Source organism: Streptomyces sp. Isolate_45 (assembly GCF_024721315.2).
GTDB lineage: Bacteria > Actinomycetota > Actinomycetes > Streptomycetales > Streptomycetaceae > Streptomyces.
The window spans coordinates 81,086-106,833 of record NZ_JANFAK020000008.1; the positions used below are offsets into that span (position 1 = coordinate 81,086).

Below are 25,748 nucleotides of genomic sequence, written 5' to 3' on the forward strand. Positions count from 1 at the left end.
ATGGAGGAACCGAGTTGCGGATCATCGTCCAACCCGACCGAAGCTTCCCGTCCGACCCCGGCCCCCGAGCGGCCATCCTGGTCCCCGACAGCTGGGACGACTACGGCTACCGAACCAGCTACGACCTGTGGATCCGCCCGAACGACGGTGAGATGCCGATCGAGGTCGGCCGTGTCAAGATCGCCCGCTTCAACCAGCGACCCGACGACGACCGCCTGCCTCACGGCACCTTCGAGCGACAGTTGCCCGGAGGACCGGAGACCTGGGTCTCCCTCGGACAGGAAGCCCAGTACTACGAGAAGCTCATGGTTCTCGGCGGTTACGAGGCCCACGAGATCTTGCGCAGCCTCGGCGACCTAGCCGCACGCCTGCCCACCTTCGAACTCCTCCGACGAGAGCAATCAGTCGCGACCTCCCTCCTGCGGAGCGTCAGCCCGGGAACGGTCACCCGTCAGTTCAACCGCATCATCCAGGGCGGTGACCGGCTCACCACCTACAGATTCCGCTTCCATCCTCCACGCGAACCCGAGGCCTCACGGCGCCCACCGCTGGAATTCGAGGTCATGCCCGAGTCGGTGCCACCCAGCAACATCCACGTCCTCATCGGACGCAACGGAGTCGGGAAGACCACACTCCTACGCTCACTGGCCACAGCCGCCGTGCGCCTCTACGACAGGCCCGAGTACGCCGGCCTGATCAGCTACGACACGGAGGTCGGCTTCGCCAACGTCCTGCTCGTCACCTTCAGCGCATTCGATCCCTTCGCCGGCATCCTTCCCTCCCACGCGACGGCCAGTTACACGCACGTCGGCCTGACGCGCGGCCCCGACGACCACGAAACGGATATCAGCCCAACACCGCGGATGAAGGGACGGGAGGAACTGGCGGACGAGTTCTGCGACAGCCTGGGCTCACTCGCGACCGCCGGACGCTTCGATCGCTGGATCGAGGCCGTGGACACCCTGGCCAGCGATCCTCAATTCGCCGCCGCCGTCATCGGCGCCACCGACGGGCCGGTACCCGAACCCCCCGACAGGAGGGCGATCGAGATACTTCTTGGCCCTGAGCATGGAAGAGACGGTGCTGTCCTCGGCGAGCTGAGGACAGGGACAGGACGTCCATGGCGTGACATCTTCGTGAGTCTCAGCTCCGGACACGCCATCGTCCTCCTGACCCTCACCCGACTCGTGGACTTGGTCGCCGAGCAGACGCTCGTACTGCTGGACGAGCCCGAAGCCCACCTCCACCCCCCGCTGCTCGCCTCCTTCGTCCGCGCACTGTCCGACCTGCTGGCGGAGCGCAACGGCGTCGCCATCACCGCGACGCACTCCCCCGTCGTACTCCAGGAAGTCCCCCGCTCCTGCGTCTACAAGATCGGCCGGACCGGCCGGACCGGCAGCGCCCGCCGCCCCAGGATCGAGACGTACGGGGAGAACGTGGGGGTGCTCACCCACGAGATCTTCGGGCTCGAAGTGATGAAGTCCGGCTTCTACGCCGAGATCAAGCGGGCCGTCCACGAATTCGGCACCTACGACCAGGTCCTCGACCACTTCGGAGGACAGCTCGGCGACGAGGCCAAGGGCATCGTTCGCATCCTGATCGCGGACAGGGAAGACGAGGGCCTGTGATGTGGCACCTGGACCCGCCCACGCTCACCGCCCGCGAAAGCTGGACGAAGTGCACCAGCAGATCCCGGGGCACCAAAGACATCAAGGACCTCGGCGACAAGCTGAGGACAGCCGCCGGCACCGCACAGACGGCCGCGGACACCTACATCACGGCCGCCCGGGCCCGCACCCTCCACCAACTCGAACCGACCGATCTCGGACTCGGCGCCGACATAAAGAACCAGACGGTCGCGGCGACCGTCTACGAGAGCGGCATGGTGCGCGACACCTCTCCCGGGCGCGAGATCTACGACGCCCTGATGAACGCGCCCACGGACGATCTCTGCCCCCTGTGCCGACACAGCGAAGCGACCCAGCTCGACCACGTCATGCCCAAGGCCGACCATCCCGCCCTGTGCGTCGCGCCGCAGAACCTCGTACCGGTCTGCGGCCCCTGCAACCACACCAAGAGCAACAAGGCCTCAACCGAGGCGGGCGAGGTGCTCCTGCACCCGTACTACGACCGCGTCGATCACGAGACCTGGCTGCACGCGACCGTCGCCCCCGGCGGCTTCGGCCGGCTTAAGTACTTCGTCACCGCGCCCCCCACCTGGGACAGCGTGCTCACCGCACGGGTGGAACACCACTTCCGGTTCCTCGACCTGGGCAAGCGCTACAGCACCCGCGCCAACAACACCCTCCGCGGCATGCGCCACCACCTCACCCGGCAACTCGTCGCCACCGGACCCGCCGGCATCCGGGACTACCTGGAGGAATTGGCGACCAGCCACCTCGTCGAAGACCTCAACCACTGGACCGGCGTGGCCTATCGCTCATGGGCCGCGGACGACGCATTCTGCGAAGGGGCCTTCGCCCTGACTCTGTAGTCGGGCAGGACCTGGCGTCACATACTGAACCGGGGCGCTCGGTCACGGCGCCCCCCATCGACCACGATCACCTCACGGGTGTCGTGCGTGGTCTGCTCTGTGGCTCCTGCAACAAGCTGGAGGGGCAGTACCTGCGGCGCGAGACGGTGCGTGTGTACCAACCCACTGATCATCCACGGCGAGCAATGACGGCCAGGACCGCCGCATTTATAACGAGGGTCCGTACCGAGATCCAAGGTTCGGCGAAGCCATCAGGGAGCGATCACCTGTGGACGCGAAACCGGCGTTCCGCGATCGAGGGTGGGGTTGGGCCGAGCCACGGAACGTCCGCCTAGGTCGACCAGGCGTTTACATCCGGTCCGCAGTGGCCCACCTGAACCTGAGACGGCCTCAGCCACTGTGCTGCTTGCTTCTCACCGGGGTAAAAGGGGCCTGATGGTGAGGTGGGTGCCCTGCCAAACGACGCGAGTACCGGAGCGAAGCGGAGGGCGCAGCCAACCCGTGACTCCCGCAGATAGTGACGGTGCCTGATCTAGAAGAGAAGGCGTCGGGCGTTTGCGCAGCTCAGACATCTTATTACCGCTGGGTAACGTACTGGTGCCGAGACGTTGCGCCTGTCGAACGTCTCATGTGACGTAACTTCGAGCCGTCAGTTTGCCACTCATGGTGGCAAACTGACGGGCCCTAAGGGCGCTTTTACACGGCTGATGAACCCGTTTTGCCACCATGAGTGGCAAAACTGAGGTGGATGCAAGGGCTACTGGGGAGGCGAGCTGGCGGCTTTGAACGTACGTGGAGCGAGACACTCGACACGCGGATTGCCACCATGGTGAGCATCTTTGCCACTCATGGTGGCAATCGATAGGCTCCGGCGGTCTGGCAACCACGGTAAGGAGCGAATGGGCGCATGGCGCAACCCCTGAACGCCCCCGGGCAGGATCCGACGGGAGGTGAGCCACGGAAGAAGCGGCGCGCACCCGTGAGGAGCCCTTTCGAGGGTTCCGGCCTGAGGGATCGGGCCCCTGTCTTCAGCCTTCCCCCGGGGCATCGAGCCACGGTTGAGAAGAACTCAAGGTCCGACGCCTTCCTCGGTGAATCCTTCGCGATGGACAGCCAGGAGTTCCTTGTATGGCTCTCGAAGTACTTCCCGACGGACATCCTGGCGCTGCGGGTGATCCTCTTCCTGATGGGGACCCAGGAGCCCGGCGGACTCGTGAAGGCGACTCAGCAACACATCGGCGATGAGCTCGATGTGGAGCGCGTGCACGTGAACAGAGTGCTCGGGGCGCTCTACCGAGTTGGAATCGTGCACATGGTCCGCCGGGGTGTGTACCAGCTGAATCCGCGGGCAACACTGCGAGGTGGAACACTGGTCGTCAACGACCTGCCGACACCGTTCGCCGGACAGAGGAAGGCCAAGATGCGGGTCGACCAGCTGGAGCTGATCAGCGCTCTGGATCTCGACCCGAAGGTCGCTGAGGAGTTCAAGGAGCTGGTCCTGCCCAAGCCGCCGCCGCCGAAGCAGAGGAAGCGCGGGCGTACGAGCTCCGACGAAGGAAGGAGGGAGGGATAGTGTCGGTCCACGCCTCAGACAAGGCTCCACAGCCCATTCTGTGGGGGAACTACAACATCTTCGCCTACATCCCGGACGTTCCCGGCTTCGCGGCGAAGGTGCTGTTCCACTGCCTCAGCCACCAGGAATGGGGCGGGCGGATCGTTCAGAGTCAGCAGGAGATCGCGGACTGGCTCGGTGTGAGCCGGTCTCTCGTCCAGAAGGGCCTGCACCACTTGCAGCTCGCCCGGATCCTTCTCCGTGAGGGTAACGGCGTCTACCGGATGAATCCGATGGTCGCGGCGTTTCCGACGGCCGCGGAAGCCGACCAGGCGATCCGAACCATGGACCGGGCCTACAGGCTGGACACCGCGGACTTCGCGGATCGCTACGAGCGCGCGGTGGTGGAGCACGAAGCCGCCGTGAAGCAGAAGGCAGCGGCCCGCGCCCTTCCTCAGGCGCCTGCGGACCTCGCGGCGCACCGGCAGCGAAAGCGCCCGGCCCCCAAGGGTTGAGTGAGTGTGGGCCCCCGTGAGATCACGGGGGCCCACACTCACTCGGGGACAAGAATGCTATCGCTGGGGCTTCTTGGACTGCGGCTGATCCGGGCCGCCGCGTCGCAGGTGCGCCGTCTGGTCCGTGCCTGCGGAAGGCGACTTCTTCGTCGGCCGTTGCCCGGTTTTGGAGCGGCTTCGGGCAGCCGAGGCGGACACTTTTCGGGCACTTGGCATGGGGCGGGCAAGAGCTTCGCCCATCTTGCGCATGGCCGGAACGTCCACGATCACCCCCGGCTTGCGCTTGTCAGCCTGGGGCGTGCTGAACGCGTGCGCGGCGTCGCCCAGCCGTAGGAGCGCTTCCGCGCTGGGTTGGTTTGTGTTCCGGCCGCCCTCATGGTCCCGGCGCAGCCAGTCGGCCCCGGCTACAGCGAGTGTCGCGATCTTGTCGCAGACACGTGCCGACAGATCCCGGACAAAGCTGCCGACCCGTTCGTCGCCCATGAGCCGGTCGAAGTGCTCACCGGCACGGATCTTGAGGCGGGACATGAGGTGCCCGAACGCGCCCCGGATCGTCTGGATCCCCTGCCACTCCGGCAGGTCCTGGAGGGAGACGGCGTGCTCGTCGGCGTGCCGCAGCGCGGTGTTCACCGCTGCGGCGGCCTGTTGGGGATCGGGTTGTTCCGACGGGTTGTCCCCCGCGGGCTCGGAGGTCGCCGACGTAGTGTCCGCCGGCTCGGGTCCCGCGGAGGTGACCGGCGGGGCATCGTCGACCGTCTCGCCGAGGAGGGTCTGAAGGGTGATCAAGTCGTTCCGGACATCGGCGTCCAGGGCCGCACCCTCCCCTCGGGCCACGATGGCGTCCACAGCCCTCCGGACCTCTCGGAACTTCGCCAGCAGGTCCACGCTCGGATCCGGCGCAGGTGTGTCGGCGGCTCCAGCGGCGGAGACCGTCAGCGGGAGCTCGGTGCCAGGGGCGACCTGGGTTGCCACGACGGCGTCCGCCTGTTCGTCGGCGGGAGCTGCTTCCCCGGGCCCCTCGGAGGGTTCCTCCGTACCACGCTCGCGGTTGGATTCGGCGGGCCTGTCGCTCGCTTCGGCCGTACCCGCTGCCTGCTCGACGGGGGCGGAGGGGTTGGTTGGCGGTTCGGGTAGGACTGCGGCCCCAGTGTCCGCACCTTCGTGCGCAGGCCCGGGGGTGGGCGTGCCGGTGGTCGGTCCCTCGGGAGCGATTGCCGGCACGGAGGGCTCTGCCTGAGCGGCGACCTTCTCCTCGACGACAGGGGGCTTCTGCGGGGCCTGCGCGGCATCAGCCGTTTGCGGCGTGGCGCCTGCGGCCCGTAGGGCGTCGACTGTGGTCTGGAGGCGCCCTTGGAGCCATCGGGTGTCATGCAGCAACTGCGCGAGTGGATAGGCCATCGTGCGGCGTTCTACGTCGCCGGAGGTGTCCGACAAGCTAGAGCCCCACCCATTGGCGGCGCGCTCGACCGCCGCGAGGTGAGCGTTCATCTGCACGGCCCCGTGCTGGTCGCCCACCGCTTCCCCCAGGCGGGCAAGCCATCCGTCCACGGCCTGGAAGTAGGGCATCTGTCGGTAATCCGGGGTCAGGCTTCCCGCCGCGTCCGCGATCCGCCCTCGGTGCAACTTGGCAGCGGCCGACAGTTCTTGACGCATCATGTCCGCCGCCGTGGAGGGGTCCGTGGAGTCCACCGCGGTTGGCGGGGCACCGTAGGGGGCTCCGGCGAGAACTGCGTACATGACGGCCCCCCGGGCTGCTGCTTCCTGCGGTGTGGCGGCCGGACTCGTCTCATCCGCCGCCATGCCGTCAGAACTCTGCCGCGCGACCCACCACCCCTCGGCAGTCAGACCCAGGTGAGCGACCGCCATGCCGTCACGGCGCAGTTCTCCCGTGTCGGCGGCCTGGCCGTCCAGGCCGGAGAGGTGGAGCTCGTACGAGGGATCATCGGGGAGGGGATAGACCTCGGTGAAGGGGCGGGGAGCGGGCGGGTCCTCGACATCGATCTCGCGGACCTCGGCCGGCTCAGCGCCCAAGGGTTCGTCGATGGTGGTCACAGCAACCGGCGAGGCCTGTGGAGTCTGGGGTGCGGTGTCTGCGCCTTCGGGTGTCGTGGGAGGTGCGGGTGTGGCCATCTGGGGGTCCTCCGGTAGGTCGAGGCTCGGGGCAGGCGGTTGGTTCGAGGTCGGGGTTGCAGCGTGCTCCGGGTCGGGTGCGGGGACGGACTGCTGCGCGGCTGCTGCACTGGTGGGTTCCTGCCTTGCCGTCTCCACGGTCGCCTGGAGGCGGGTCTGGAGCTGGCGGACGTCGAACAGCACGTGCGCGAGGGGAAAGACCATGGCCGACCGGATCTCGCTGCTCGCGGACGAGGGCAGCGCTGCGCCCCACTCGTTCACGGCCCGCTCGACGCCGCCGAGGTCGGCGGCCATCATCCGCACTCCGCTCCCCTGCGAGTTGGCAACGTCGGCGAGCCGGGCGGCGAGCTCCACATAGAGGGGGCTCTGCGCGTAGCCCGGTGAGATCAGCCGCGCCGCAGTCTCGATGCTGCGGGCGTGGACGGCGGCGAACTCGCGCAGCTCACCGCGGACCTGGTCGAGCCGGGCCTGGACGTCGTCTCCCTGGGCGGCGACCACGGGAGGCCCCAACGGGGTGCTGGTGAAGACGGAGAACATGACGGCCGCTTGCTCGGCCGCGGTCTGCGGAGCGTCAACCGCCCGCGTGATGTCTGGCGGGTCCAGCTGCATCCGGGCGTACCACTGCCCGCTGAACGTGCGGTGGACGGTGGCGATGCTCTGGCCCTCTCGGCGCAGTTCACCCCGGTCGTAGCCGCCACCGTCCTCGCCTTCCAGGACCAGTACGTGCTCCTCGTAGTCCAGGGGGATCGACGTGCTGAAGCGCTGCGGCTCGGGTGGATCCTCGAACTCGGCGCCGTCGCCGACGGCGCCTTCCTGGGCCGCCGGTACTTCCTCGGGCAACGGCTCTGAGGCCGGGAGCTCCAGCGGGGTCTGCTCTTCGCCTTCAGGCGCGGCCGGCACGGCGGCCGCGGGTGCCACTTCGTCCATGCTCTGCTCTGCTGCGGGTTCGGTGTCCGGCGCCTTGGTTGGCGCTGGAGCCGGTGTGGGATCCGGCGCCACGGCACTCAGGTCGGGCGGCGGTTGTGGCGACGTCTGTTCGGCGGCGAAGGCCTCGATCGTGGCTTGCGAGCGGGCAGCGAGTCCGTGTGCCGCCGCACTCAGCTCGCCGAGCGGGGCGGCCAGCTCCTCCCCAGCGGCAGCTTCCAGGGCGCCGCTCCAGACCGCGACCGTGCGGACCTGACGCACCAGGTCGTCCGGCGAGCCCGCCGGGCCATTACGCAGGGACTGCTCGGCTCCCTGGTACGCCGCCGACAGTTGGGCCACGGGGTTGGTCGGGCCGCCGCTGCCGTCGGGCCGCTGCTGCCGGTCGGTGTCGTAGTAGCGCTGGACCGTGGGCAGCGCGTCCCACCGCGCGAACGCCTCGCCCAGCCGGTCGATATCCGCCTGCGCTTCCTCGTCGGTGCTGTACGGCTCGGCGGGGTCGAGCGGCGGCACGCCCACGTCCAGGAGCACCACATCCAGCTCCGGCAGTTCAGCGGCGGGCGGTGCCTGAGCGGTTTCGGTCTGCGTGGCGTCGTCCGGTGTCGGCGCCACCACGGCTGCGAGGGGCTGCGGAGCCGCATCCGCTGTCGACGTCTCCGAGTGGTGCGCCTGAGCCAGGGCCTCACCGGCGGGGGTCCGGTCGGCGTACGTGGCGACGTCGGTGCGCTCGGTCCAGCTGCACACACACCACGCCTCGACCCAGTCCCGGCCCGGGCCGCCGAGGGTGACGGCTGTCGCGTGCTGCACCTCGTCAGCAACCGCCGTGGCGTGGAGGCGGAGTCGGTCGAGCATCGGCTCCCATGCGGACATGTAGCTGTCGACGGCGGTGCAGGATGCGACCAAGGTCCCAGCCTGGTCCTCGATCAGGAGCGGCGACAGCCCACCGGAGGCGGTACGGCCTCGCCACTCCCGGCGGACCGTGTAGGGGGCGCCGGTCGCGGCGGTGATCGTCCACGAGCCGTCAGGGTGGTACTGGATTGCCTCCGACTCTTCGACCTCCGGCAGTAGCCACAGCCCGGCGTCATATTCCATGCGGCGGGCGACGGTGAACCCGGCGGCCAAGTCCCCGTCGGCCTTGGCCGCATGTGCAGTGACGGCCGCCAGGACGGCGCTCCTGCCCTTGCCGAAGCCGATGTTGATCACGTCCCACCGGCCCGAGGGCTCTACGCCGTGCCACCACGCCTGCCACATGATCCCTCGCGCACCCCTGCCCTGCGCGTCGTGGGAGATCTCGTACTCGCCGACGGTCAGCCCGGGGCCTGTGACGGTGAACTCGTACGAGGACGGCTCCCCGTCGCGGACCCGCGGGCTGACGGCCAGCGTGTTGACGTCGACGACCACGGGCGCCTCCTCAGCGGGCTCCGGCGCCGCATTGTTGCCCTCCACCCCCGTACCGGCGAGTCCGAGGGGCGCAGCGGTCTCGGCCGGAACGGCCCCGCTGCTTGTGGCCGTCGTCGGCTCCGCCGGGCCCTCGGCCGGGTCCTGTGCCGGATCGCCGAACAACCCGAGCTGCTCCGTCTCGCTTGCGCCCCTGGAGGCCATGTCTTCCCCTCCTGGGGTGCGTTCGGCTGTCTGGTCCTGCGTTCGCTGTTTCTCTGGGGCGGGTGGGGTGGGCTCGTCGGCGGTACTCGGGTTCGCAGGAGCGGCGGCCGCCCGCTCGGTGAGGTAGGTGACATCCGCGTGCAGCCGGTGGATCTGCACGTCGAGGTGCTGGCGCAGCCGGTGTAGGGGTTTGCCAAGTCCGCGGTAGCGGATGGTGTCGTCGACCGCGTCGAAGAGGGTCGCGGCGGCGGCCGCTGCGGTAGTCATCGCGGCTGCGTTGGCGCGGTAGGCCTTCCTGCCCGAGGCGTCGGTGTCGATCGCGGCCACGGCCTCGCGCAGGGCCCGGAGTTCGTCCTGCGGCCCGTCGCCGTCCGGCCACAGCCGGTTGGCTTCCCGGTCCAGGTCGGCGTGGCTCGCCACGGTCCACCGGGTCTGCACGGCCACTTCGGAGGGCCATTGGTGCCTGCCGAACACCTCGGCCACATCCTGCGGCCGGCGGCGCTCGCGCGGTACGACCAAGACCTCCTCCCTGTTGCGCAGGGAGAACCCGTTGACCGTGCCCTTGGCGATGTCGCGGCTGGAGAAGCCGCTGGAACCGCGGGGGTCCGAGGCGTAGTGAACCTCCGTGACCACTTCCCCACGGGTGCCGCCATCGGCAATGAGGTCGCCTAGGCGGATCTGTCCCGCGGTGCGGGTCTCCGGCCGCAGGTCTGCGCGGTGTCCGGCCGGGGTGAGGTGGACCTGGGCGGGCAGTGCGTGCACGGAGGTGTCCGCGCCGGTGGCCAGCTCGTTGCCGTCGGCGTCGTGGATGACGGAGTCGAGCAGGACGGCGCGCGGGCGGTAGTCGCGGTAGGCGGGGTAGAGGATGCCGCTGATGCGGGCGGCGCCGGACACTTCCCGATCCAGGCGCCCGCCCCCGGGCACGCCCAGGGGGATGGTGACCAGGTCGCCGGGGCCCACCGTGGCGCGGTCGACGAGGCGGGGCTCCTCCGGCGCTGGCGCGGGGTCGGGAGCCGGGGGTTCTTCGGCCGGGGCGGCGGCAGTGTCGGGCTGCGGCTCGGGTGCGGTGCGGGCTGCCCGGATGCGGCGGGCGAGCCCCAGTTCCTCCACTTCCCGGACGGCGACGTCGAGGGAGGAGGCGATGTGCGGGGCACACGTCGGCTCCCCGCCGTCGACCCGGTACAGCTCCTGTTCCCCGCTGTCGCCATCGAACTGTCGGTTGCAGCGGGCGCACACGCCGTCCTCGGCGACGTCCAGGCGGTGGTTGCTGCCGCGGGCGTAGAGCGGCTTGTCGGCGAGTTCGCGGTTGGTACGGGCGATCCGCACCGCGGCTTCGACGACGGAGGCCCGGCTCTCGACGCTCCATACCGTCCGCGCTACGAGCTGTCCGTCGACTTCGACGCCCAGCACGTGGATCAGGGTGCCCGAGGCCTCGTGCGGGTGGGCTGTGACGACGAAGGGGATGCCGTCGACGGTGACCGGGAAGACCACTTCGTCCCCGCGGACTTCGTCCGGGCCGACGAGGACCGTCACCGGCTCGCGCACCATGGCCATGCCCCTTTTCGGCACGTAGTCGGCGTAGGAGGGGACGGGGCGGGCGGGGATCGAGTCCACCGCCGGCAGGCTCTCGAACGGTGCCGGGGCGGGCGGCCCGGCCGCAGGACGGAGGTCGGTCGTGGCGCCGTTGATGCTGTAGCTGTAGCCGGTCGCCTTCTTCCCGTCGCGGGCGAGCACGTGGTATTCACCGGTCACGGCGGTACGTCCGGTGCTGACGAACCAGGTGTTCGCGGCCGCGCCGGGCGACATGACCTGTCCGGTGACCGGTGTGCCGGACGTCGTGTCCTGCCAGGTCACCCAGGAGCCCAGGGCGTACTCCGCAGGCGTCAGGCCCGGGGCGTCCGTCCGCCGGGTCAGGCGCAGTGCGGGCACCGGCTTCCACAGTTCCAGGCCGTTGGCCGCCTTGTAGCCGCGCTGCCACCGCGCCAGCTCCCGGTCGCGCTCCTCGGAGCTCTGGGCGCTCTGGGCGTTACGGGCCGCCACGACCGCGGCGAACTCCTCGCGGCGCCGGTGGTAGGCCTCCACGGTCTCGGGCAGAACACCGGCGTCGGCGGGCACGTTCAGGAGAGTGAAGGTAAGCCGGCCGTCCGTGCTGGTGAGCCGGTCCCGCCCGTCGTCACCCCTCTGGGGACCGGCCTCCTCCAGCGTCATCTGTCCTTCGGGGATGCCTTCGGCTTCCTCCTGCGATTCCTCGGGGGCAGGCGCGTCCGGGGCCGGGCCGCGTTCGGGCAGGGGAAGTCCGAACGTGTCGAACAGGTCGGCTGTTCCGTACGGGTCGGCGTCCGGCTCGGGGTCGCCTTCGGCCGTGCCGGAGTTGTCCGGCGCCGGTGCCGGTGCGGGCTCCGGGGCCGGAGATTCGGGGTCCGGGAGCTGCTGCTCGGCCTGTTCATCGGCAGGTGCGCCGCCGCCGCTTGAGCCGGCCTCTTCGATCTTTGGCGGGCCGCCGACGTGGCCGAGTACGACACGGTCCCCGAAGCCTGCCATCAGGCCTTCCAGGGGAGTTTGCGGGCGTTCCGGGGTGGGCTGTGGACCCGAAGCGGGAGTGGGGGCAGGGGTGGGAGCAAGTTCTGGAGCGGGTTCGGGCAGGAGCAGGTCGGTGGTGCCGCCGAGCGCGGCGAGGCGGGCGGCGACCTCGGGGTTGTGGCCGTGAACGATGAGGTGGGCTCGCAGGAGTGCGGCCTCGGCCTCGCGCTGGACGGGGGTGTAGTTGGCAGGGTCGAGTCGGGGACCGACGTCGTCCATGTCGCGCAGGACCGAACCCGCCTCTGTGGAGGCCTCGGGGGCAAGTTCGGCGGTGAGGTTGTCGAGTCGCTGTTGCAGGTCGTCGCGGCGGGCGGTGGCCTCGTGGCGGCTGGTCGTGACGGAGGCCGCTTCGTCCTTCTTCGGCTTGCTGATCTTGTTGAGTGTGGCCTGAGCCGCGACCAGGTTGTCCACCAGGCTCTTGCGCTCCCGGACACGGCCCAGCCCCGGGACCTGGCCGCGCAGCCGCTCCCGCTCGATGAGCAGCTTGTCCCGAGTGATGCGCTTGGTCGCGAGGTTCCCTTCGCTCTCGGTCTGCCGCTCAGGTGCGCTGGTGATGCTCTTCACCAAGCGACCCAGGACGGTCTCCCCCTTGAGGTCGGCGAGTTCGGCGAGGGTGGAGCGCTGGACGATGCCGGGCAGGACGTCGAGGTGGAGTCGGACGAAGACGGTGCCGTCGTCCTCGCGGTAGGCCACGGCGATCAGGTCGAGGCCACCCAGGTGCCCGATCTTCGCGTCCCGGGTTCTGTCTCGGTCGGCGGGCAGGCTCTGCCCGACGCCGGTCAGCAGGTCCATCAGCGGCCCGGCCGCGTCCTTGTGCTTGGTGTACTGGGTCCCGGCGAGGGTGATGTGGAAGTCGTCGCCGAGGACCGGTTCGAGCAGCGGCAGCGCGCGGGCCCGGCGGGGGATGTCGTAGGACAGGTTCTCGATGTCGATGCGGAGCTCGTTGAGCCGCTTGCCGAGGATGGCGCGCTGGGTGGCCCGGTTTCGCTGGTCGAGGTCCAGGGTCCGCAGCTCCTTGCGGAGATCCTCCTGCTGAATCAGGTAGGGATTGCCGGAGATGATCGCCATGGCTTCCTCGTAGGGGAGGCTGGCATCCTCCACCTCCATCATCTCGTCGTTCATGTCGTCCAGGCGGGCTTTGTAAAGCTGATTGAAGCCCTTGGCCTTGGTGGCCAGCAGCCCGTACATGCGGGAGTCGAAGGTGCCCTCCGTGGCCATCCAGACGATCTCGACTTCTTTGTTCTGGTTGCCGTTACGGACGATGCGGCCGTCGCGCTGGGCCATGTCGGAGGGACGCCAGTCCGGGTCGACGTGGAACAGACTCGTCATTCGGTTCTGCCAGTTCACACCCTTGCCCATGCGCATGGTGGAGCCGATCACGACGTTGATGCCACCGTGATTGGCCTGGTGCGCCATTTTCAGGCGCTGGTCGGCGCGCTCGGCGTCGTGGACGAAGGCGACCTTCTCGGCGGGCATGCCGCGGGCGATGAGGAGGTCCTTCAGCTCCTGGTAGGCGTTGAAGCCGCCTCGGTTCTTGCCGCCTGGGGTGCCGTTGTTGAGGAAGACGCCGATCAGCGCGCCCGGAACGGGGTGGGGGCGATCGTCGGTGGCGCTGTAGTTGTAGCGGTTGTCCTTGGTCTCCTCGTACGTCGCGATGATGCGATCGGCGAGGGCAACGAGCTTGTTGCCGGGCTCGGCGTCGGCGTCGATCAGCCTGCCGTCCATGGCGATGACGCGGGCGTCATTGTTGATCGCCAGGGGGTTGTCGACGCTCTTGTCGACGCCCCCCTCATGGAAGGCCGCGTAGCGCTCGCCGAGCTCCTGCATGCGCTGGAGCTGGTCGGCAGTCGCTGGCACAAGCATGAGCTCCGGCTCGCCGCCCTTGAGGCGGGGCAGCTCCAGGCCCAGTTCCTCGGCGCTCTTGAAGTCGACGAGCGGGTGCCACAGCTGCCGCACCAGGCCGGGGACGTTATGGAAGGACGCGAACCGTTCGACGGACTTGAAGCCCTTGCCGTCAGTGGTCATCTCCATCCGCTCGACCGTCTTGCCGTACATGCTGGCCCAGGCGTCGAAGGTCTCGGCGTCGATGTCTCGCAGCAGGTCCGGGTTGGCCATGCGTCCGACCCCGTGAATCTCACCGATCGCGTTGGACAGCACCGTGCCGGTGGCCACTACTCCGATAGGGCCGGTGGGCTTGTTCATCCGGGCCCACTCCAGGACCCCGTGCAGGTGCTGCGCCTTGGCGGAGCCCTTAACGCGGGCGCCAGGGATCTTCGAGCGGACTGCGAGATTCTTGTACTCGTGGAACTCGTCGACCGCGAAGAAGTCGATGCCCAGGTCGTCCAGGTAGACCTGGCCGGGGGTACGGACGGCGCCCGCGCGGGCCTTGAGTTCCTCCTCGAACTGCGCGGCGCGCTCTTCGAGCGCCTTGAGGCTGACTGACTTCCCCTCGCGCTTGCGCTCATGGATGATCTGCTCGCGCAGCAGGCGGGCTTCGGTGTTGTTGTAGACCTCGTGAAACTCCGGGCTGAGCGGGATCGAGTCGAAGAGGCTGTGTGAGGTGATGATCAGGTCGAAGTCGTTGGCCCGGATGTACTCCAGCATCCGGTCCCGCTTGCCGTCTTCCAGGTCGGCACTGGTCAAGGCCAGAATGCGGGCGGTCGGGAAGAGCCGGCGGACGGTGCTCTCCCACTCCTCGACCAGGTAGTTCGGGACCGTGACCAGCGGCTTGTCGACTTGCCCGGTGTTACGCATGGCCATCATGCCGATGGTCATGGTCGCGGTCTTTCCCGCGCCGACCTCGTGTGCCAGGACCAGGCAGCGCTCGTGCGCCATGCGGGCGGCGGCCGCGAGCTGATGGTCGTACGGCGTGAAGTCGGGATCGAGTCCGGCCAGGGAGGGGGCGGAGCCTGTGAAGTCGCGCACCGCCCGCGCGTTCATCCGCGTGTTGTAGACCTCCGCGATCCGGGCGGCGCGCAGGGAGTCGTCCAGGGCCCAGGCCTCGAAAGCGTCGCGGAAGGCGTCCGCCTTCACGCGGACGGCCCGTGCGGCTTCCTCGTCGTCCGAGGGCCGCCCGGCCATGGCCCCGCCGTTGAGGACCTTGGACACCATCGCGAGGGGGCCCAGCCCGCCCGCGCTGTGGCGGAGTTCATCCTCCTCGGCGAGGTTGCGGCCCTTGAGGATGTGCCAGTTGCCGCCGCCGGAGTGCTGGATCGTCAGGTGCGCGTCGCCCAGATAGCCCCGGAAGAAGTCCTGGACCATGTCATCGGGGATCCAGGCCGCGCCCAAGCGGATGGCGAACTGGCCGGGCAGGAGCTCGCGCGGCAGCACGCGTTCGAGTTCAGCGACGTTCGTCTCGTACGTCCGGTCGCGGCGGGCCGCCTGCTTCGCGATGGCCAGCTTGGTGCGGATATCGCCGGAGAGGTAGTCGGGACTGTGGACCAGGTCGCCGGTGATCGGGTCGGTGAACACGTTCCGGGCCAGAAGCCGGCGGGCTTCGGCCGGTTCGACCTGGAGCATCCAGGCGATGTGGTCGAGGTCGACGGTGCCGCGCTCGGCGACGACCGCAGTCAGGGCCTGCTGTGGGTCGTCGGTGTGCTGTCCGAGGACACTGCGGCGGGTGGCCGGGGCCCGGTCGAGGAGCTGGGAGACGTGGACGGTCTCGGTGTCTGCCTCCCACCATTCCAGCGCCAGGACCTCGTAGGCGGAGGGGTCGTTGAGGAAGTAGCCGTAGCCGGTCAGCCGCTTCTGTTCGGCGCCGTCGTCGGCCTTGACGGTGGCGTTCTGCTGCTGCCGGGGCCGGGACAGGGCCCCGTACTCGCCGACGTAGCGCTGGTAGGCGACCTTGGTCTGGCGGCGCTGGGCGTCGGCCAGGCCGGTGTCGGTGGCGCGGCGGTCGAGGTCGTTGAGCCCGCGCACCAGGTCTTTCAGCGCGATGAGTGCGGTGAGCTGGGCGTGCTCCGTCTCGGGCAGCTCGATCGCGATGGGGTCGCCGTTGCTGTTGGCCTGCCACAGCTGGCCGTCGGCATCGGCAGAGAGCCGTCCGGTGAAGTCGGTGACCTGCGCGGCCGGCCTCAGCCGCAGCAGGGGCCGGTGCGGGCCGTCGGGGTGTGGCTGATAGCCGCGGTGGTCCAGCACGGCCTTGTCGGTGATCTGCCGCAGGGCGGTGTTCAGGGCTACGCCGACTTCCGGGTCTCCATCGACGGCGACCTCCGGTCCGTGCGCGCCCATGCGGCTGGTGAGGTTGCCCAGCACATGCTCGGGGTGGGCGGTGAAGTAGTCGGAGACGGGCAGCGTGTTGCCGTCGAGGTCGCGGCGGGTGGAGGTCACCCAGCCCGCGTCGCCGGGCATCTCCTCCGCGGTACGGCGGCGCAGGATCAGGATGTCGGTGACCACGTCGGTGCCTGCGGAGCGGGCGAAGGCCTTGTTCGGCAGGCGGACCGCGCCCAGCAGGTCGGCGCTCTCGAAGAGTTCACGGCGGGCCGCGTCACGCTCGGCGTCCAACGTGTGCCGGGAGGTGATCAAGGCGACTACCCCGCCGGGCCGGGTCAGGGCCGCCGATTTCACCAGGAAGTGGTTGTGGATCCGGTGCCGGGCCTTGTTGTGCTTGGGGTCGAAGAGGGTGAGGCGGGCGAAGGGGACGTTGCCGACGGTGACGTCGAAGCTGCCGTCTGGGGCGATGGTGTCGGCGAAGGACTCGTTCAGGACGGTGACGCCGGGCGCGAGGAGGCGCGAGATCGCGGCGCTGGTGGGGTCGATCTCGACACCGGTCATCCGGGCGCTGTCTGGGGCGGTGCCGAAGGTGACCCCGGCGCCGGAGCCGGGCTCCAGGACCTCCCCGCCGTCGAACCCGAGGTCGGCCAGGGCCTGCCACAGGGCGGCGGTGACCTCGGGCGGGGTGTAGTGGGCGGAGAGCGTGGAGGCTGCGGCCGCGCGCCACTCGGCGCCGTCAAGGAGTTCGCGCAGCGGGTCGCGGACGTCAGAGAGCGCCTCCCAGCGGGCGGCGGCCGCGGCGTAGCCGCCTTCCCGCTCGCCACCCGGGCCGTAGGCCGGGTCGTCCTGCTGGGGGCGGGCGGCGAAGACGTCGGGCACCGAGCCCCACCCCGACCAGCGGGCCAGGATCTGCTGCTCTTCGGCGGTGGCCGGACGCTCTGCGGCCTGCACCTGCTTGAGCGTGCGAACGGCTGCCAGGTTCGCGTGGGCCTTGGCCCGCTCCCCCGCCGGCGCCAGGTCTTCCTGCGAGGTCGGGCGGAAGCGTACCGCTACCGGGGCAGCTCCGCGTCCCGGCTCTCCTCCTCCGGCTCCACCAGCACGATCTCCCGAAGGGCCTGTTCCTTCGCCATCTGCTGCGCGGCCTTCAGCTTCCCGGCCCGCCGCTCGTGATCCGTCTCCTGCATCGCTTCGCCCATCCGCTGCTGCGTCAGCTCCGCGATCCTCTCCTGCACCGCGGCCGCCAACTCCGCGAAGAACTCCTCCGGGTCCGGCATCTGCGCCAGTTCCCGGGGCCGGTACGTCGTCCAGTGACGTCGGGCCATCTGCTCGTACTCGCTCACCGTCTGCCTCCCCGTCCTGCGGCGCCGGTGCGGCGGCCACGTCAGTCAGCGGCACGAGGCCGCGTGTCGTCATTGTCTCGCGAATGTCGTCCAGGCCCCGCAGGACGTTGGGGCGGGCCCGCTTGGCCCGCTCCTTCGTCTTGCGGTCCTCGGAGTCGAGCTCGTTGTCGAGCTCGGCGACCAGGCGGCGGCCCATCTGCTCCAGCACGGGCAGGGTCCGCTCCGGCAGATCCAGGATGTGCACCATGATCTTGTTGCTGTTCTCGTCCCACGACTGGGTGCGCGGGGAGTTGACCATCCGGTCCAGCAGGTACTTCTCCGACTCATTGGCCCCCGTGTACTTGCTGTTGCGGGTGATCAGGTGCTCCACGAGGGAGGGCGGCAGCTCGACATCGGCCACCGGCCCCCAGGTGCGGGTGTCGCGGGTATGGGGGGACGACTCGTACTGCGCGATGATCCAGGTCAGCGCCTCGGTGCGCCACGCGGTGTTCTCCTTCAGGCCGCGCCCGAGGTCGATCGAGGCCGTCCAGGACGGATAACCCGCGGTCAAATGCGCGTACCGGCGGCCGTCGATGAAGACGGTGACGTCGGGATCGTCGGGGGCCGCGTTGTAGGAGCGCGGCTCGGTCCGGATCCGGCCGTCCGCCTTGAGTAGCGCCTCGTACGCAACCGTGTCGCGCTTCTTCTGCTCGACCCGCAAGACCTCAAGACGCGCCCCGTGCGCCTTCTCAACGCGCTGCTTCGAGGGGAAGTGGCCGGCGAACGCGGCGTCGTACAGCCGCTCGGAGCGCAGGGCCTCGATCGCCTCGGTGAGCTCGATGTCGTCGAGCTCACCGGCCGGAGTCTGCCTGGGCTCCCAGGTCCTCAGGCTCCGGTCAGCGATCTCCACGCCGACCGCCCCGCGACGGGCCTCGAAGGCCTCGCGGGACGGGCCCGGGTAGGCGCCGTAGCGGCCCTTGGCCAGCGTCTCGCCCTCGGCGTGCAGGTCGTCGTCGCCCATCTGGAGAACCGGCAGCCGCGCTTCGAGTTCGGCGGCGAGACGGCGGCCGTACTCGGCCTCCAGCAGATCGGCGCGTTCCTGCTGGGCAGCGTTCACCGGGTCACGCCCGTACGCCGGGGTCCGCAGGATCTGCGCGAGCTGCTCCCGCTCCGCAGTGAGCTCCTCCTCGCTCATGCCGTCCGGGTCGGCCCGGCCCTGGTAGGAGGCGACGATCCGCCTGCTGTGTTCCTCGTTCAGCGGGGCCAGCTGCTCGTCGAGACGGCGGCGTTTGGTGCCGCCCCACACGGCCGCGTCCCGCTCGCGCGTCAACCGCGCCCGCTCCGCGGCAAGCAGATCGTCCGTCAGGTCCCGCGGTTCCACCACCGGGGCGGGCTCCGGCGCCGGCACGGGAGCCGCAGCAGCAGCGGCCACACCCCCAGCGGCGGCCGCGGCCACGCCGACGGCGCCCGGGTTAGGGGTGATAGCGGGCGCGAAAATTCCGCGGAGCCGGTCCTCGTCAGCCCGGATCTCGACCGCCCGGCCCTCCTCGTACAGTGCCCGGGCCAGCCGGTCCACGCTCTGGGCCCGGGCCACCGGCCGTGTCGTACTCGCGGTCACATAGGCCTTGGCGTTCCCGCTCCACGTGAACCCGGCCGAGCGCATCAGCTTCTTCAGGTCCTGGTCGTACCGGTCGCTGCCGTGGACCATGGCACGGCCGGAGCTGTAGTGGATCCACAGCGGGTCACGGTCGGCGGGCTCCCGCTGCGCGATCAGGTGCTGCTGCACGGCGTGCTCGACGAAGTGGCGCTCCCACCTACCGGCCAGGCGGCGCCCGTCGCGGCTCTCGCCGATCCAGGCTTCCTTCTTCGTGTTCGCATCGAAGCGGCTCGTGCCGTGCGCGACCAGCAGGCCGCCGGGCGCGAAGACCCTCAGCTCACGGTCCACCTGGGCGTAGGTGTAGGTCTGCCCGTCGTCGGTCTCGTACGCGTCCGTCTCGGCCGGCGGCGGCTCCGCCGCCCACCGCTCCCCCGGCTCCACACCCCGGACCTGATCGAGCATCCCGCGCCCGTACGGCGACCGCAGCCGATCCGACAGGCCATCGCTGCCCCACTCGAAGGCCTCGCCACTCTCGGGGTCCCGCCAGGCATCGAGCGCCTCCGCGAGAGCCCGGGCCTGCGCGGCACCGGCGGTGGCCTCCGTCATCAGCACGGGCAGTGCGGTCCCGGCATGGAACACGCCCCACCGGTACTGATCAGGCACAGGAAGGGTGGTGCGCTGAACACTGGCAATGACGAGGGCTTCCCCGACCAGCTCCTCGTCGCGAGAGCGGTGGGCCCGGGAACGTGCGACAGCTCGGCGTTCCTCGGCTTCGGACTTCGTCTCCGTGATCCGGTAGGTGTCACCACCGCCGAACCAGTGCTCCCGCACTTCCCCCGGTGTCGCGAACCGCTCCCCCATGTGTGACCTCCCCGTTGCACCACACTCTCGGCGCGGCGCGGACGAGTGCGCGCGCCACCCCGTATCCAAGGGACCCTACAGACCAAGGTCACCAACACCGCGAGTAATTACCCCCTCTGATCCCGGATCACCAACAGACACTTCCCGGCAGTTCTGATCGCTAGAAACAATTGTTTCCAGGTCGTGCGACTCGGGCCGAACGAGACTACGAGCCTTCTTCGGGAGCGGTGCGCGCTCGTACCGCCATCATCTGGCAAGCTGTGCGCGATCCGAGTAGCCGCATCCGGCGGTGAAATCACGGAAGGCGCCAGAGAATGACCGCAACCCTTGAATCGGCCGTCGACACGGCCGCCCGCACTGGCATGAGAACGGCGAAGGTAGTCGTCGTCATCCAGCAGAAGGGCGGGGCTGGAAAGTCCACCATCGCCGTAAACGTGGCCGCGTGTGCGGGTCGCTCAGCGGTGATGTCGAACGCCGACGAAGCGACGGGTGCGCCCATCGTGGCGGCTGGCATCGACGTCCAGGGGACCCTGGAGAAGTGGTGTGCGGGCGTGCGCGAGGAGGCCCTCCCCTTCGACTACGTCGTCACCAAGAGCAAGCTCGGCATCCTGCCGGGGATCATCGCCGACCCCGACCGTCGTCGCATCATCATCGACACCCCGGGCTTCCTGGACATCGACCCCGACGCAGAATGGGGCGCGGACCCGCTCGGCGAGAGTCGCACGGCTGATGCCCTGCGCGAGGTGCTGGACGTGGCCGACCTGGCCATCGTCCCGATCACCCCGTCGAAGATCACGTGGGATGAGTGCGAGTTCACCATCGAGCGCATCCTCAAGCCGCGCGCCATCCCGTTCCTGGTCGTCATCAACATGCACGACCCGGGCAAGGACAAGGGCGAGAAGCAGCTGAACAAGGTGAAGGCCTGGATCGACGAGCGGAACTATCCGAGGGTCGCCGACCCGATTCGGCGATACACCCTCCATGAGCACGCCTACGAGAACGGCACGCTGGTTACGGAGTACCGGATGAGCGGCACCGCTCTGAACGGCCGCGAGGACTTCATGCGCGTAGCCCTGACGATGGAGCAGATGCTCTGATGGGGAAGCCGATCACCATCAACGGGGCACCGGCAGCACCCGGGCGGCCCGATAACGCGGTTCAGCTGGCGCGCGCACTCGGAGCCTCTGACAAGCTGCCGACTAAGCAGCTCACCGACACACCGACACTCATCGCCCCGGAGCAAGACATGCTCCTCAAGTGCGAGAGCGCGATCGAGAACCTGAACCTGGCATTCTTCGCCGCCGGCAAGGCCCTTCAGGTGGTGCGCGACGCCAAGCTGTACCGCGGGCAGTTCGGCACCTTCGAGGAGTACACGCAGGAGCGGTGGGAGATCACACCGCAGTACGCGGGCAAATTGATCCGCACCTGGCGGGTGGCCGAGGCGCTTCACACGGCGAAGCCCGGCGGGGGACTGGAAACAATTGTTTCCAGAAAGCTGAGGTACGGGCAGGCCTGGGAGCTGGTCCCCGTGGTTGAGGAACACGGCGTGCAGGCGGCGGTCTACCTCTATCTGGCACTGATCAAGGTCAAGGGCGCCACGGTGACGGCGGCACACGTCCAGGGTGCGGTCCAAGCCCTCCCGAGGGAAGCCGCCGGGCACAAGGCCAGAACCGAGGATGCCGTGCTGGCGTACCTCGGGTCGCTGGAGGAGGACGGGAATCCCCCCGCGATCTCCGCGGACGCGGCGAAGGCGGTGAAGGCACTTGCCCGAGCTGCCAAGGCCTTCGACGCCACTACGATCCAGGCAGCGTTGGCGCACGACCCGGAACGCACTCGGCCAGCTCTGCGGTCTCTGATCGAAACACTGGCTGCGGCGGGGGGCGTGGCAGTCTCCTTTACCGAAAGCCCGACTGCGGTTGAGGCGGCGGTCGGGCCCCCGACCGCTGAGGAAGAACAGACGCCAGCCCCGTAGGTGCGAAACACAAAAGGCGGGCCCCCATCCGTGGATGGGGGCCCGCCTTTTGTGTGTGTCGGGGGACGTCAGTACAGCGTCGCGAAGAGCGCGAGGCCCAGGAGGACCAGCGATGCGCCGGTGGCGTCGATGGCGATCTGGAGACCCCGGTACTTGCGCCTCGCGATCGAGGAGAGCTGCATGACGTGCTCGACTCGATGGGTCGGCTTTTGAAGGTCCTGTATGACTTCCTCGGGGGTTGCGCTGGCCCAGTAGAGGTAGCTGCCGGGCAGGACCCGGCCGAGGCGGGGTCGTACGACGATGAGGACGACGAGCATCGCGAGGATCAGGCCGACCGCGCCGGCGGCGTTGAGGGCGGCGGCGACTCCCGACAGGGAGCGTCCGGGGATACTCGCCACGAGCACGGCCAGGGGGAGGCTGAAGGCAGTGAGGAGGACCGCGCTCTTGGCGTCGGTGCGGGAGATCTCGGCGAGCACGGTCGCGCTTGCAGCTTCCAGGCGCGGAGTGATGTCCGTCGGGTCGTTCATGCCGCAGCTCCCTTGCCGATGTCGAAGAGGTCGAGCTGACTCTCTTCGAGTTCGCGGTGCCGTCGGTCGGCGACGTGTTCCCGCTGGATCTTCAGGGCGCCCTTCAGGCAAGTGGGGCACCAGGGGCGGAGTTCGGAGAGGGGGGCGGCGGCGTTGGCCGCGTCGGTGGTATGCGGCGGGTATGGGGCTGCCGCCAGCCCGGTCCTGCCGTGGCGGTTGAGCTTGCTGGAGCCGCAGCGCTGACCGGCGTGCTCGCCGCAGATGCCCTCGCAGGCGCAGGTGCCGCCGTGGGCCTTGAGGACGAGGGATAAGACGGTCTCCGTCTCGGTGCTCGCGTTGGCAGTCACTGCTGTTCGTCCCCCTTGCGTACGGCGCGGAGCTGCTGGGCCTGTTCGGTGTCCTGCTCTTCCAGGAGTTCCAGGGCTTGGTCGATGCGCTGCTGGGCTTCCGAGTGCCAGCGGCGGTTGGTTTCGGCCCGGTCGTGGAGGGTCTGGATGGTGGTGTTGAGTTCACGGTTCTTGCGGGTGCTGGGGATGACGAACATGTCGGCCCTTCCGCGCGTGGGTGGGTGTCAGTTGTGGAGGTCGTTGTGGGTGCGGACGACCAGGCCGCGGGTGGTGCTGATCGCGGTGCTCTGGCGGTGGTCCTGGATGACCGTGCCGGTGTAAAGGTGGGTGTGCTCGGTCGGGGCGGCCGCGACGACGGCCTTGGCGCTCTTGAAGACGCGGGAGAGTACGCCGAGGAAGGCGACGGGCGCTCCGACGACGAGGGCGACGACGAGCGGGTCGACGTGGCCGGCGACCCACAGGACGAGGGATGCGGAGCCGCCGAGCAGCACGGAGGTGTAGCCGGCGGCGAGCATCATGCCGCTGGCGTCGGCGGCGCGCTGACTCATGGGCGGCCGCCCGGGTTGGGGGTGGGGCGGGGCGGTGCCGACGAGCGGGAGGGGCGTGTCGTCTCGGTAGGAGGTCGGGACGGTGGGGGCGGGGCGGTAGGCGTCCTCGATGAGGCGCCGGGCCTCGGCGGCCGCCTCGGACTCGTCGCTGATCGGGGTGTTGCGCTCGGGCACCATGCCGGTGCTCCTTTCGTGCCGGAGGGTGAGGAGGGCCCCGGAGCGGTCTCCGGGGCCCTGGTGCTGCGGTGGGATCAGCTGGCCGGGGCCGGGACGATGCGTCCCGTGCCGTCGGGTCGGGCCAGGAGGTTTTCGTTTCGCAGGGTGCTGACGGTGGTGCGCAGGGTCCCGCGGCGGATCTCGCGGCCGCCGTCGGCGTTGAGGGCTTCCAGGAGGTCTGGCTCGCTCAGGCCGTCCGGCGTGCGGGCGAGTACGGCGACGATCCGCTGGGCGGTCGTCATCGACGTGACGTCGGGCGAGGCGTCTGCGGGGGTGTTGCTCGCGCTGTCGTCACCGTTGGCCGCCGCGAGTTCCTGCTCGGTCACGAACGCCATCAGGTCGATCGGTTCGCCGGGCGGCGGGCGGTCGCCGTACAGGGCGAGGATCAGGGGGTCGTAGCCCGGGCAGGGGGCGACGGAGCCGACGACGTAGGTCCGGGCCATGCTGGTGGGGCGGGTCCCGGTCAGGTGGTAGAGCATCCCCTGACTATTGACGTCGTCGTTCTCGTCGTCGGCCGACTCGTTGAACCGGCGCACGCGCCGTACTTCGCCCACGACCTTGGGGATCGGCTGGAGTGCCGCGCCGCGCGGGATGAGGCCGTCGCCGACGAGCTGCTGCATCATGCTGCTGCTCCAGCGAAGCAGGATCACTTCGCCTTCCTTGAGCATGGCGCGGAGGGTGTCCGACCCGCCGAGTTCGTCGAGGTGGCCCGCCTGCGCGGCGATGATGATGCCGACGCCGACGCTGCGGCCCGTGCGACCGAGTTCCTTGATGAGGTAGGCAGCCTCGGCGCGGAAGGGCGCGTTCTTCTCCAGGAGCCGGTTGGCTTCGTCGACGATGCCGTAAGTCAGCGGGTCGGGGGAGTTGATGACGAAGCCCGAGCGGCCCATCTCGGCGTAGGCGACCATGCGGCGCTGCGCCTCGGCGACCAGGCCGCGCAGCATGAGGATCGTCTCGTACTGCGTGGTGACCCGGGTAGCGACTTGCCCCCTGGCCTCGGGCACCGATTGGCCCGACTTGAGGTCGGCCAGGTGGACGACGATGCCAGAGCGTTTGCAGGCGGCCAGGATCGCTTGAAGCAGTCGGGACTTCCCGGCGCCCGTGGTCCCGAAGATCGCGCCCCTCTGGGCGTTGCCCGTCTTGGGGTCGAAGAGCCTGAATCGGAGGCGCGCTCCGTCGTAGTACGTGCCGAGGGTGATGCGGCCGCGGTCGTCCATCAGCAGGTCATCGACGCTGATCTCCGCCATATGCATCAGCGGATTCGACGGGTAGATCCGCACGACCGCCTCACGTCCTGCGCCCTGCTCGAAGATGACCCGCGATCGGTCGTCGACTTCGAGGAGGTCGCACAGCGCATCGTGGTCGTATCTCTTCACCCCGCCGGCGGGAGTTCGCAGGACGAACTCCTTGAGCACGTCGGCCATCAGATCAGTTCCCTTCGCAGTTCGTAGGTGTTGGCCTCCACCAACGTGACCCCGGGAATCGCGACCTCGGCGATTTCGGCCCAGGTCTCCTCGTCGCGGTCGACGTCCACCTCGGGTTCGGCGAGCTGCGGCCGGTGGCCGACGATGACGAGCGCCACGTTGGCACCACGACCGGGCACGGGCCCGGTCTCGATCAGTTCCTCGGGCACGTCGAATTTGGCCGACAGCCCGGCCTTGGACATTTCCGGTACGGGCATTCCGCGTTGGGCGGCGCCGATGATGAGCGCCAGGCATTCCGGGGTCAGTTTGCGGAATGCCAGCAGCACGGTGTGCGGGGCGATGCCACCGTCGGTGGCGATCTCCTCGGCCCACCATTGGGCTTCGGGGGAGGCGTACACCGGGTCGGGCTCGTCAACTACAGCTTCTTCCTCGGGCTCGGATACTTCGGCGACCTCCTGCGTCACCGCTTCCTCGGCGACTTCCCGGGCCAGCAGACCGGGACGGATCCACCAGGTGGCACCACTCCACAGGGCGATCAGGCCCGCCTGGACGAGGTGGGACATCGCGCCGGCAGGTGCCAGGAGTTCACAGACCAGCAGGCCCGCCACCCCGGCGTGGGGGGCGGCGTAGAGCGCGATGGCCGTGCCCCGCACGCCGTTGGGGGCCCGCCGAACCCTGCTGTTCGTGGCCAGCCCGATTCCGGCGGCCGCCGTGGTGGCGAGGAGGCCGGGGCCGGGGATGACGTCGGGGGCCAGCAGGCCCCAGGTGAGAAGCGTGGACCCGGCCAGGGTCGCGGTTCGCCCGGCCTTGTCGCGCACGTTGGAGAGCATGGTGAGGGACCTCCGTTCGGGAAAGGGCGGGGGGGGGGGGGGGGGGGGGGGGGGGGGGGGGGGGGGGGGGGGGGGGGGGGGGGGGGGGGGGGGGGGGGGGG

The 25,748-nt window shown here is 69.4% G+C and carries 13 protein-coding genes; 6 read left to right on the forward strand and 7 right to left on the reverse strand.

Going from position 1 to position 25,748, the window contains the following annotated elements:
- Window positions 1-14 precede the first annotated feature (14 nt).
- The 4 genes from NOD94_RS05050 (at window position 15) to NOD94_RS05065 (ending at window position 4,561) form a co-directional block, all read left to right on the forward strand.
- A complete protein-coding gene (locus NOD94_RS05050; RefSeq protein WP_281204469.1) occupies window positions 15-1,628 on the forward strand; it encodes an AAA family ATPase in 1,614 nt (537 codons plus the stop codon).
- Window positions 1,625-2,494, forward strand: coding sequence for a hypothetical protein (locus NOD94_RS05055; protein ID WP_281204470.1), 870 nt, complete (start codon window positions 1,625-1,627; stop codon window positions 2,492-2,494). Before NOD94_RS05050 ends, NOD94_RS05055 begins: the two co-directional genes overlap by 4 nt.
- 907 nt (window positions 2,495-3,401) lie before the next feature.
- On the forward strand, window positions 3,402-4,067 hold the full coding sequence (locus NOD94_RS05060) for a helix-turn-helix domain-containing protein (protein ID WP_281204471.1): 666 nt from the start codon (window positions 3,402-3,404) through the stop codon (window positions 4,065-4,067).
- Window positions 4,067-4,561 (forward strand): replication/maintenance protein RepL, encoded by a 495-nt coding sequence (locus tag NOD94_RS05065; RefSeq protein ID WP_281204472.1) that lies wholly within the window; start codon window positions 4,067-4,069, stop codon window positions 4,559-4,561. The genes NOD94_RS05060 and NOD94_RS05065 overlap by 1 nt, the downstream gene beginning before the upstream one ends.
- Window positions 4,562-4,618: 57 nt before the next feature.
- Here NOD94_RS05065 and NOD94_RS05070 read toward each other — a convergent pair whose 3' ends face one another.
- Window positions 4,619-19,783, reverse strand: coding sequence for an SNF2-related protein (locus tag NOD94_RS05070; RefSeq protein WP_281204473.1), 15,165 nt, complete (start codon window positions 19,781-19,783; stop codon window positions 4,619-4,621).
- Between the two features lie 314 nt (window positions 19,784-20,097).
- Here NOD94_RS05070 and NOD94_RS05075 point away from each other — a divergent pair, with 314 nt between their 5' ends.
- Together NOD94_RS05075 and NOD94_RS05080 are read left to right on the forward strand one after the other, a co-directional pair.
- Window positions 20,098-20,880, forward strand: coding sequence for a ParA family protein (locus NOD94_RS05075; protein WP_281204474.1), 783 nt, complete (start codon window positions 20,098-20,100; stop codon window positions 20,878-20,880).
- A complete protein-coding gene (locus tag NOD94_RS05080; RefSeq protein ID WP_281204475.1) occupies window positions 20,880-21,755 on the forward strand; it encodes a hypothetical protein in 876 nt (291 codons plus the stop codon). Before NOD94_RS05075 ends, NOD94_RS05080 begins: the two co-directional genes overlap by 1 nt.
- Before the next feature lie 68 nt (window positions 21,756-21,823).
- Here NOD94_RS05080 and NOD94_RS05085 read toward each other — a convergent pair whose 3' ends face one another.
- The 6 genes from NOD94_RS05085 to NOD94_RS05110 all read right to left on the reverse strand — a co-directional run bounded on the left by NOD94_RS05085 (window position 21,824) and on the right by NOD94_RS05110 (window position 25,647).
- Window positions 21,824-22,282 carry a Pycsar system effector family protein gene (locus tag NOD94_RS05085; protein WP_281204476.1) on the reverse strand — a complete coding sequence of 153 codons (459 nt, stop codon included), beginning with the start codon at window positions 22,280-22,282 and terminating at the stop codon, window positions 21,824-21,826.
- The gene (locus NOD94_RS05090; RefSeq protein ID WP_281204477.1) at window positions 22,279-22,629 is read right to left on the reverse strand and encodes a hypothetical protein; all 351 of its coding nucleotides are present in this window, start codon (window positions 22,627-22,629) and stop codon (window positions 22,279-22,281) included. The genes NOD94_RS05085 and NOD94_RS05090 overlap by 4 nt, the downstream gene beginning before the upstream one ends.
- A complete protein-coding gene (locus NOD94_RS05095; RefSeq protein ID WP_281204478.1) occupies window positions 22,626-22,826 on the reverse strand; it encodes a hypothetical protein in 201 nt (66 codons plus the stop codon). Before NOD94_RS05095 ends, NOD94_RS05090 begins: the two co-directional genes overlap by 4 nt.
- A 27-nt stretch (window positions 22,827-22,853) precedes the next feature.
- A complete protein-coding gene (locus NOD94_RS05100; RefSeq protein WP_281204479.1) occupies window positions 22,854-23,354 on the reverse strand; it encodes a hypothetical protein in 501 nt (166 codons plus the stop codon).
- 74 nt (window positions 23,355-23,428) lie between these two features.
- On the reverse strand, window positions 23,429-24,817 hold the full coding sequence (locus NOD94_RS05105) for a DNA/RNA helicase domain-containing protein (RefSeq protein ID WP_281204480.1): 1,389 nt from the start codon (window positions 24,815-24,817) through the stop codon (window positions 23,429-23,431).
- Window positions 24,817-25,647 carry a hypothetical protein gene (locus tag NOD94_RS05110; protein WP_281204481.1) on the reverse strand — a complete coding sequence of 277 codons (831 nt, stop codon included), beginning with the start codon at window positions 25,645-25,647 and terminating at the stop codon, window positions 24,817-24,819. Before NOD94_RS05110 ends, NOD94_RS05105 begins: the two co-directional genes overlap by 1 nt.
- Window positions 25,648-25,748: the final 101 nt, after the last annotated feature.

Bases quoted from the DNA above. Each gene is read 5' to 3' on its own strand.
- NOD94_RS05085 (WP_281204476.1), bottom strand. From the start codon at position 22,282: ATGAACGACCCGACGGACATCACTCCGCGCCTGGAAGCTGCAAGCGCG.
- NOD94_RS05110 (WP_281204481.1), bottom strand. From the start codon at position 25,647: ATGCTCTCCAACGTGCGCGACAAGGCCGGGCGAACCGCGACCCTGGCC.
- NOD94_RS05080 (WP_281204475.1), top strand. From the start codon at position 20,880: ATGGGGAAGCCGATCACCATCAACGGGGCACCGGCAGCACCCGGGCGG.
- NOD94_RS05070 (WP_281204473.1), bottom strand. From the start codon at position 19,783: ATGGGGGAGCGGTTCGCGACACCGGGGGAAGTGCGGGAGCACTGGTTC.
- NOD94_RS05075 (WP_281204474.1), top strand. From the start codon at position 20,098: ATGACCGCAACCCTTGAATCGGCCGTCGACACGGCCGCCCGCACTGGC.
- NOD94_RS05095 (WP_281204478.1), bottom strand. From the start codon at position 22,826: ATGTTCGTCATCCCCAGCACCCGCAAGAACCGTGAACTCAACACCACC.
- NOD94_RS05105 (WP_281204480.1), bottom strand. From the start codon at position 24,817: ATGGCCGACGTGCTCAAGGAGTTCGTCCTGCGAACTCCCGCCGGCGGG.
- NOD94_RS05100 (WP_281204479.1), bottom strand. From the start codon at position 23,354: ATGGTGCCCGAGCGCAACACCCCGATCAGCGACGAGTCCGAGGCGGCC.
- NOD94_RS05060 (WP_281204471.1), top strand. From the start codon at position 3,402: ATGGCGCAACCCCTGAACGCCCCCGGGCAGGATCCGACGGGAGGTGAG.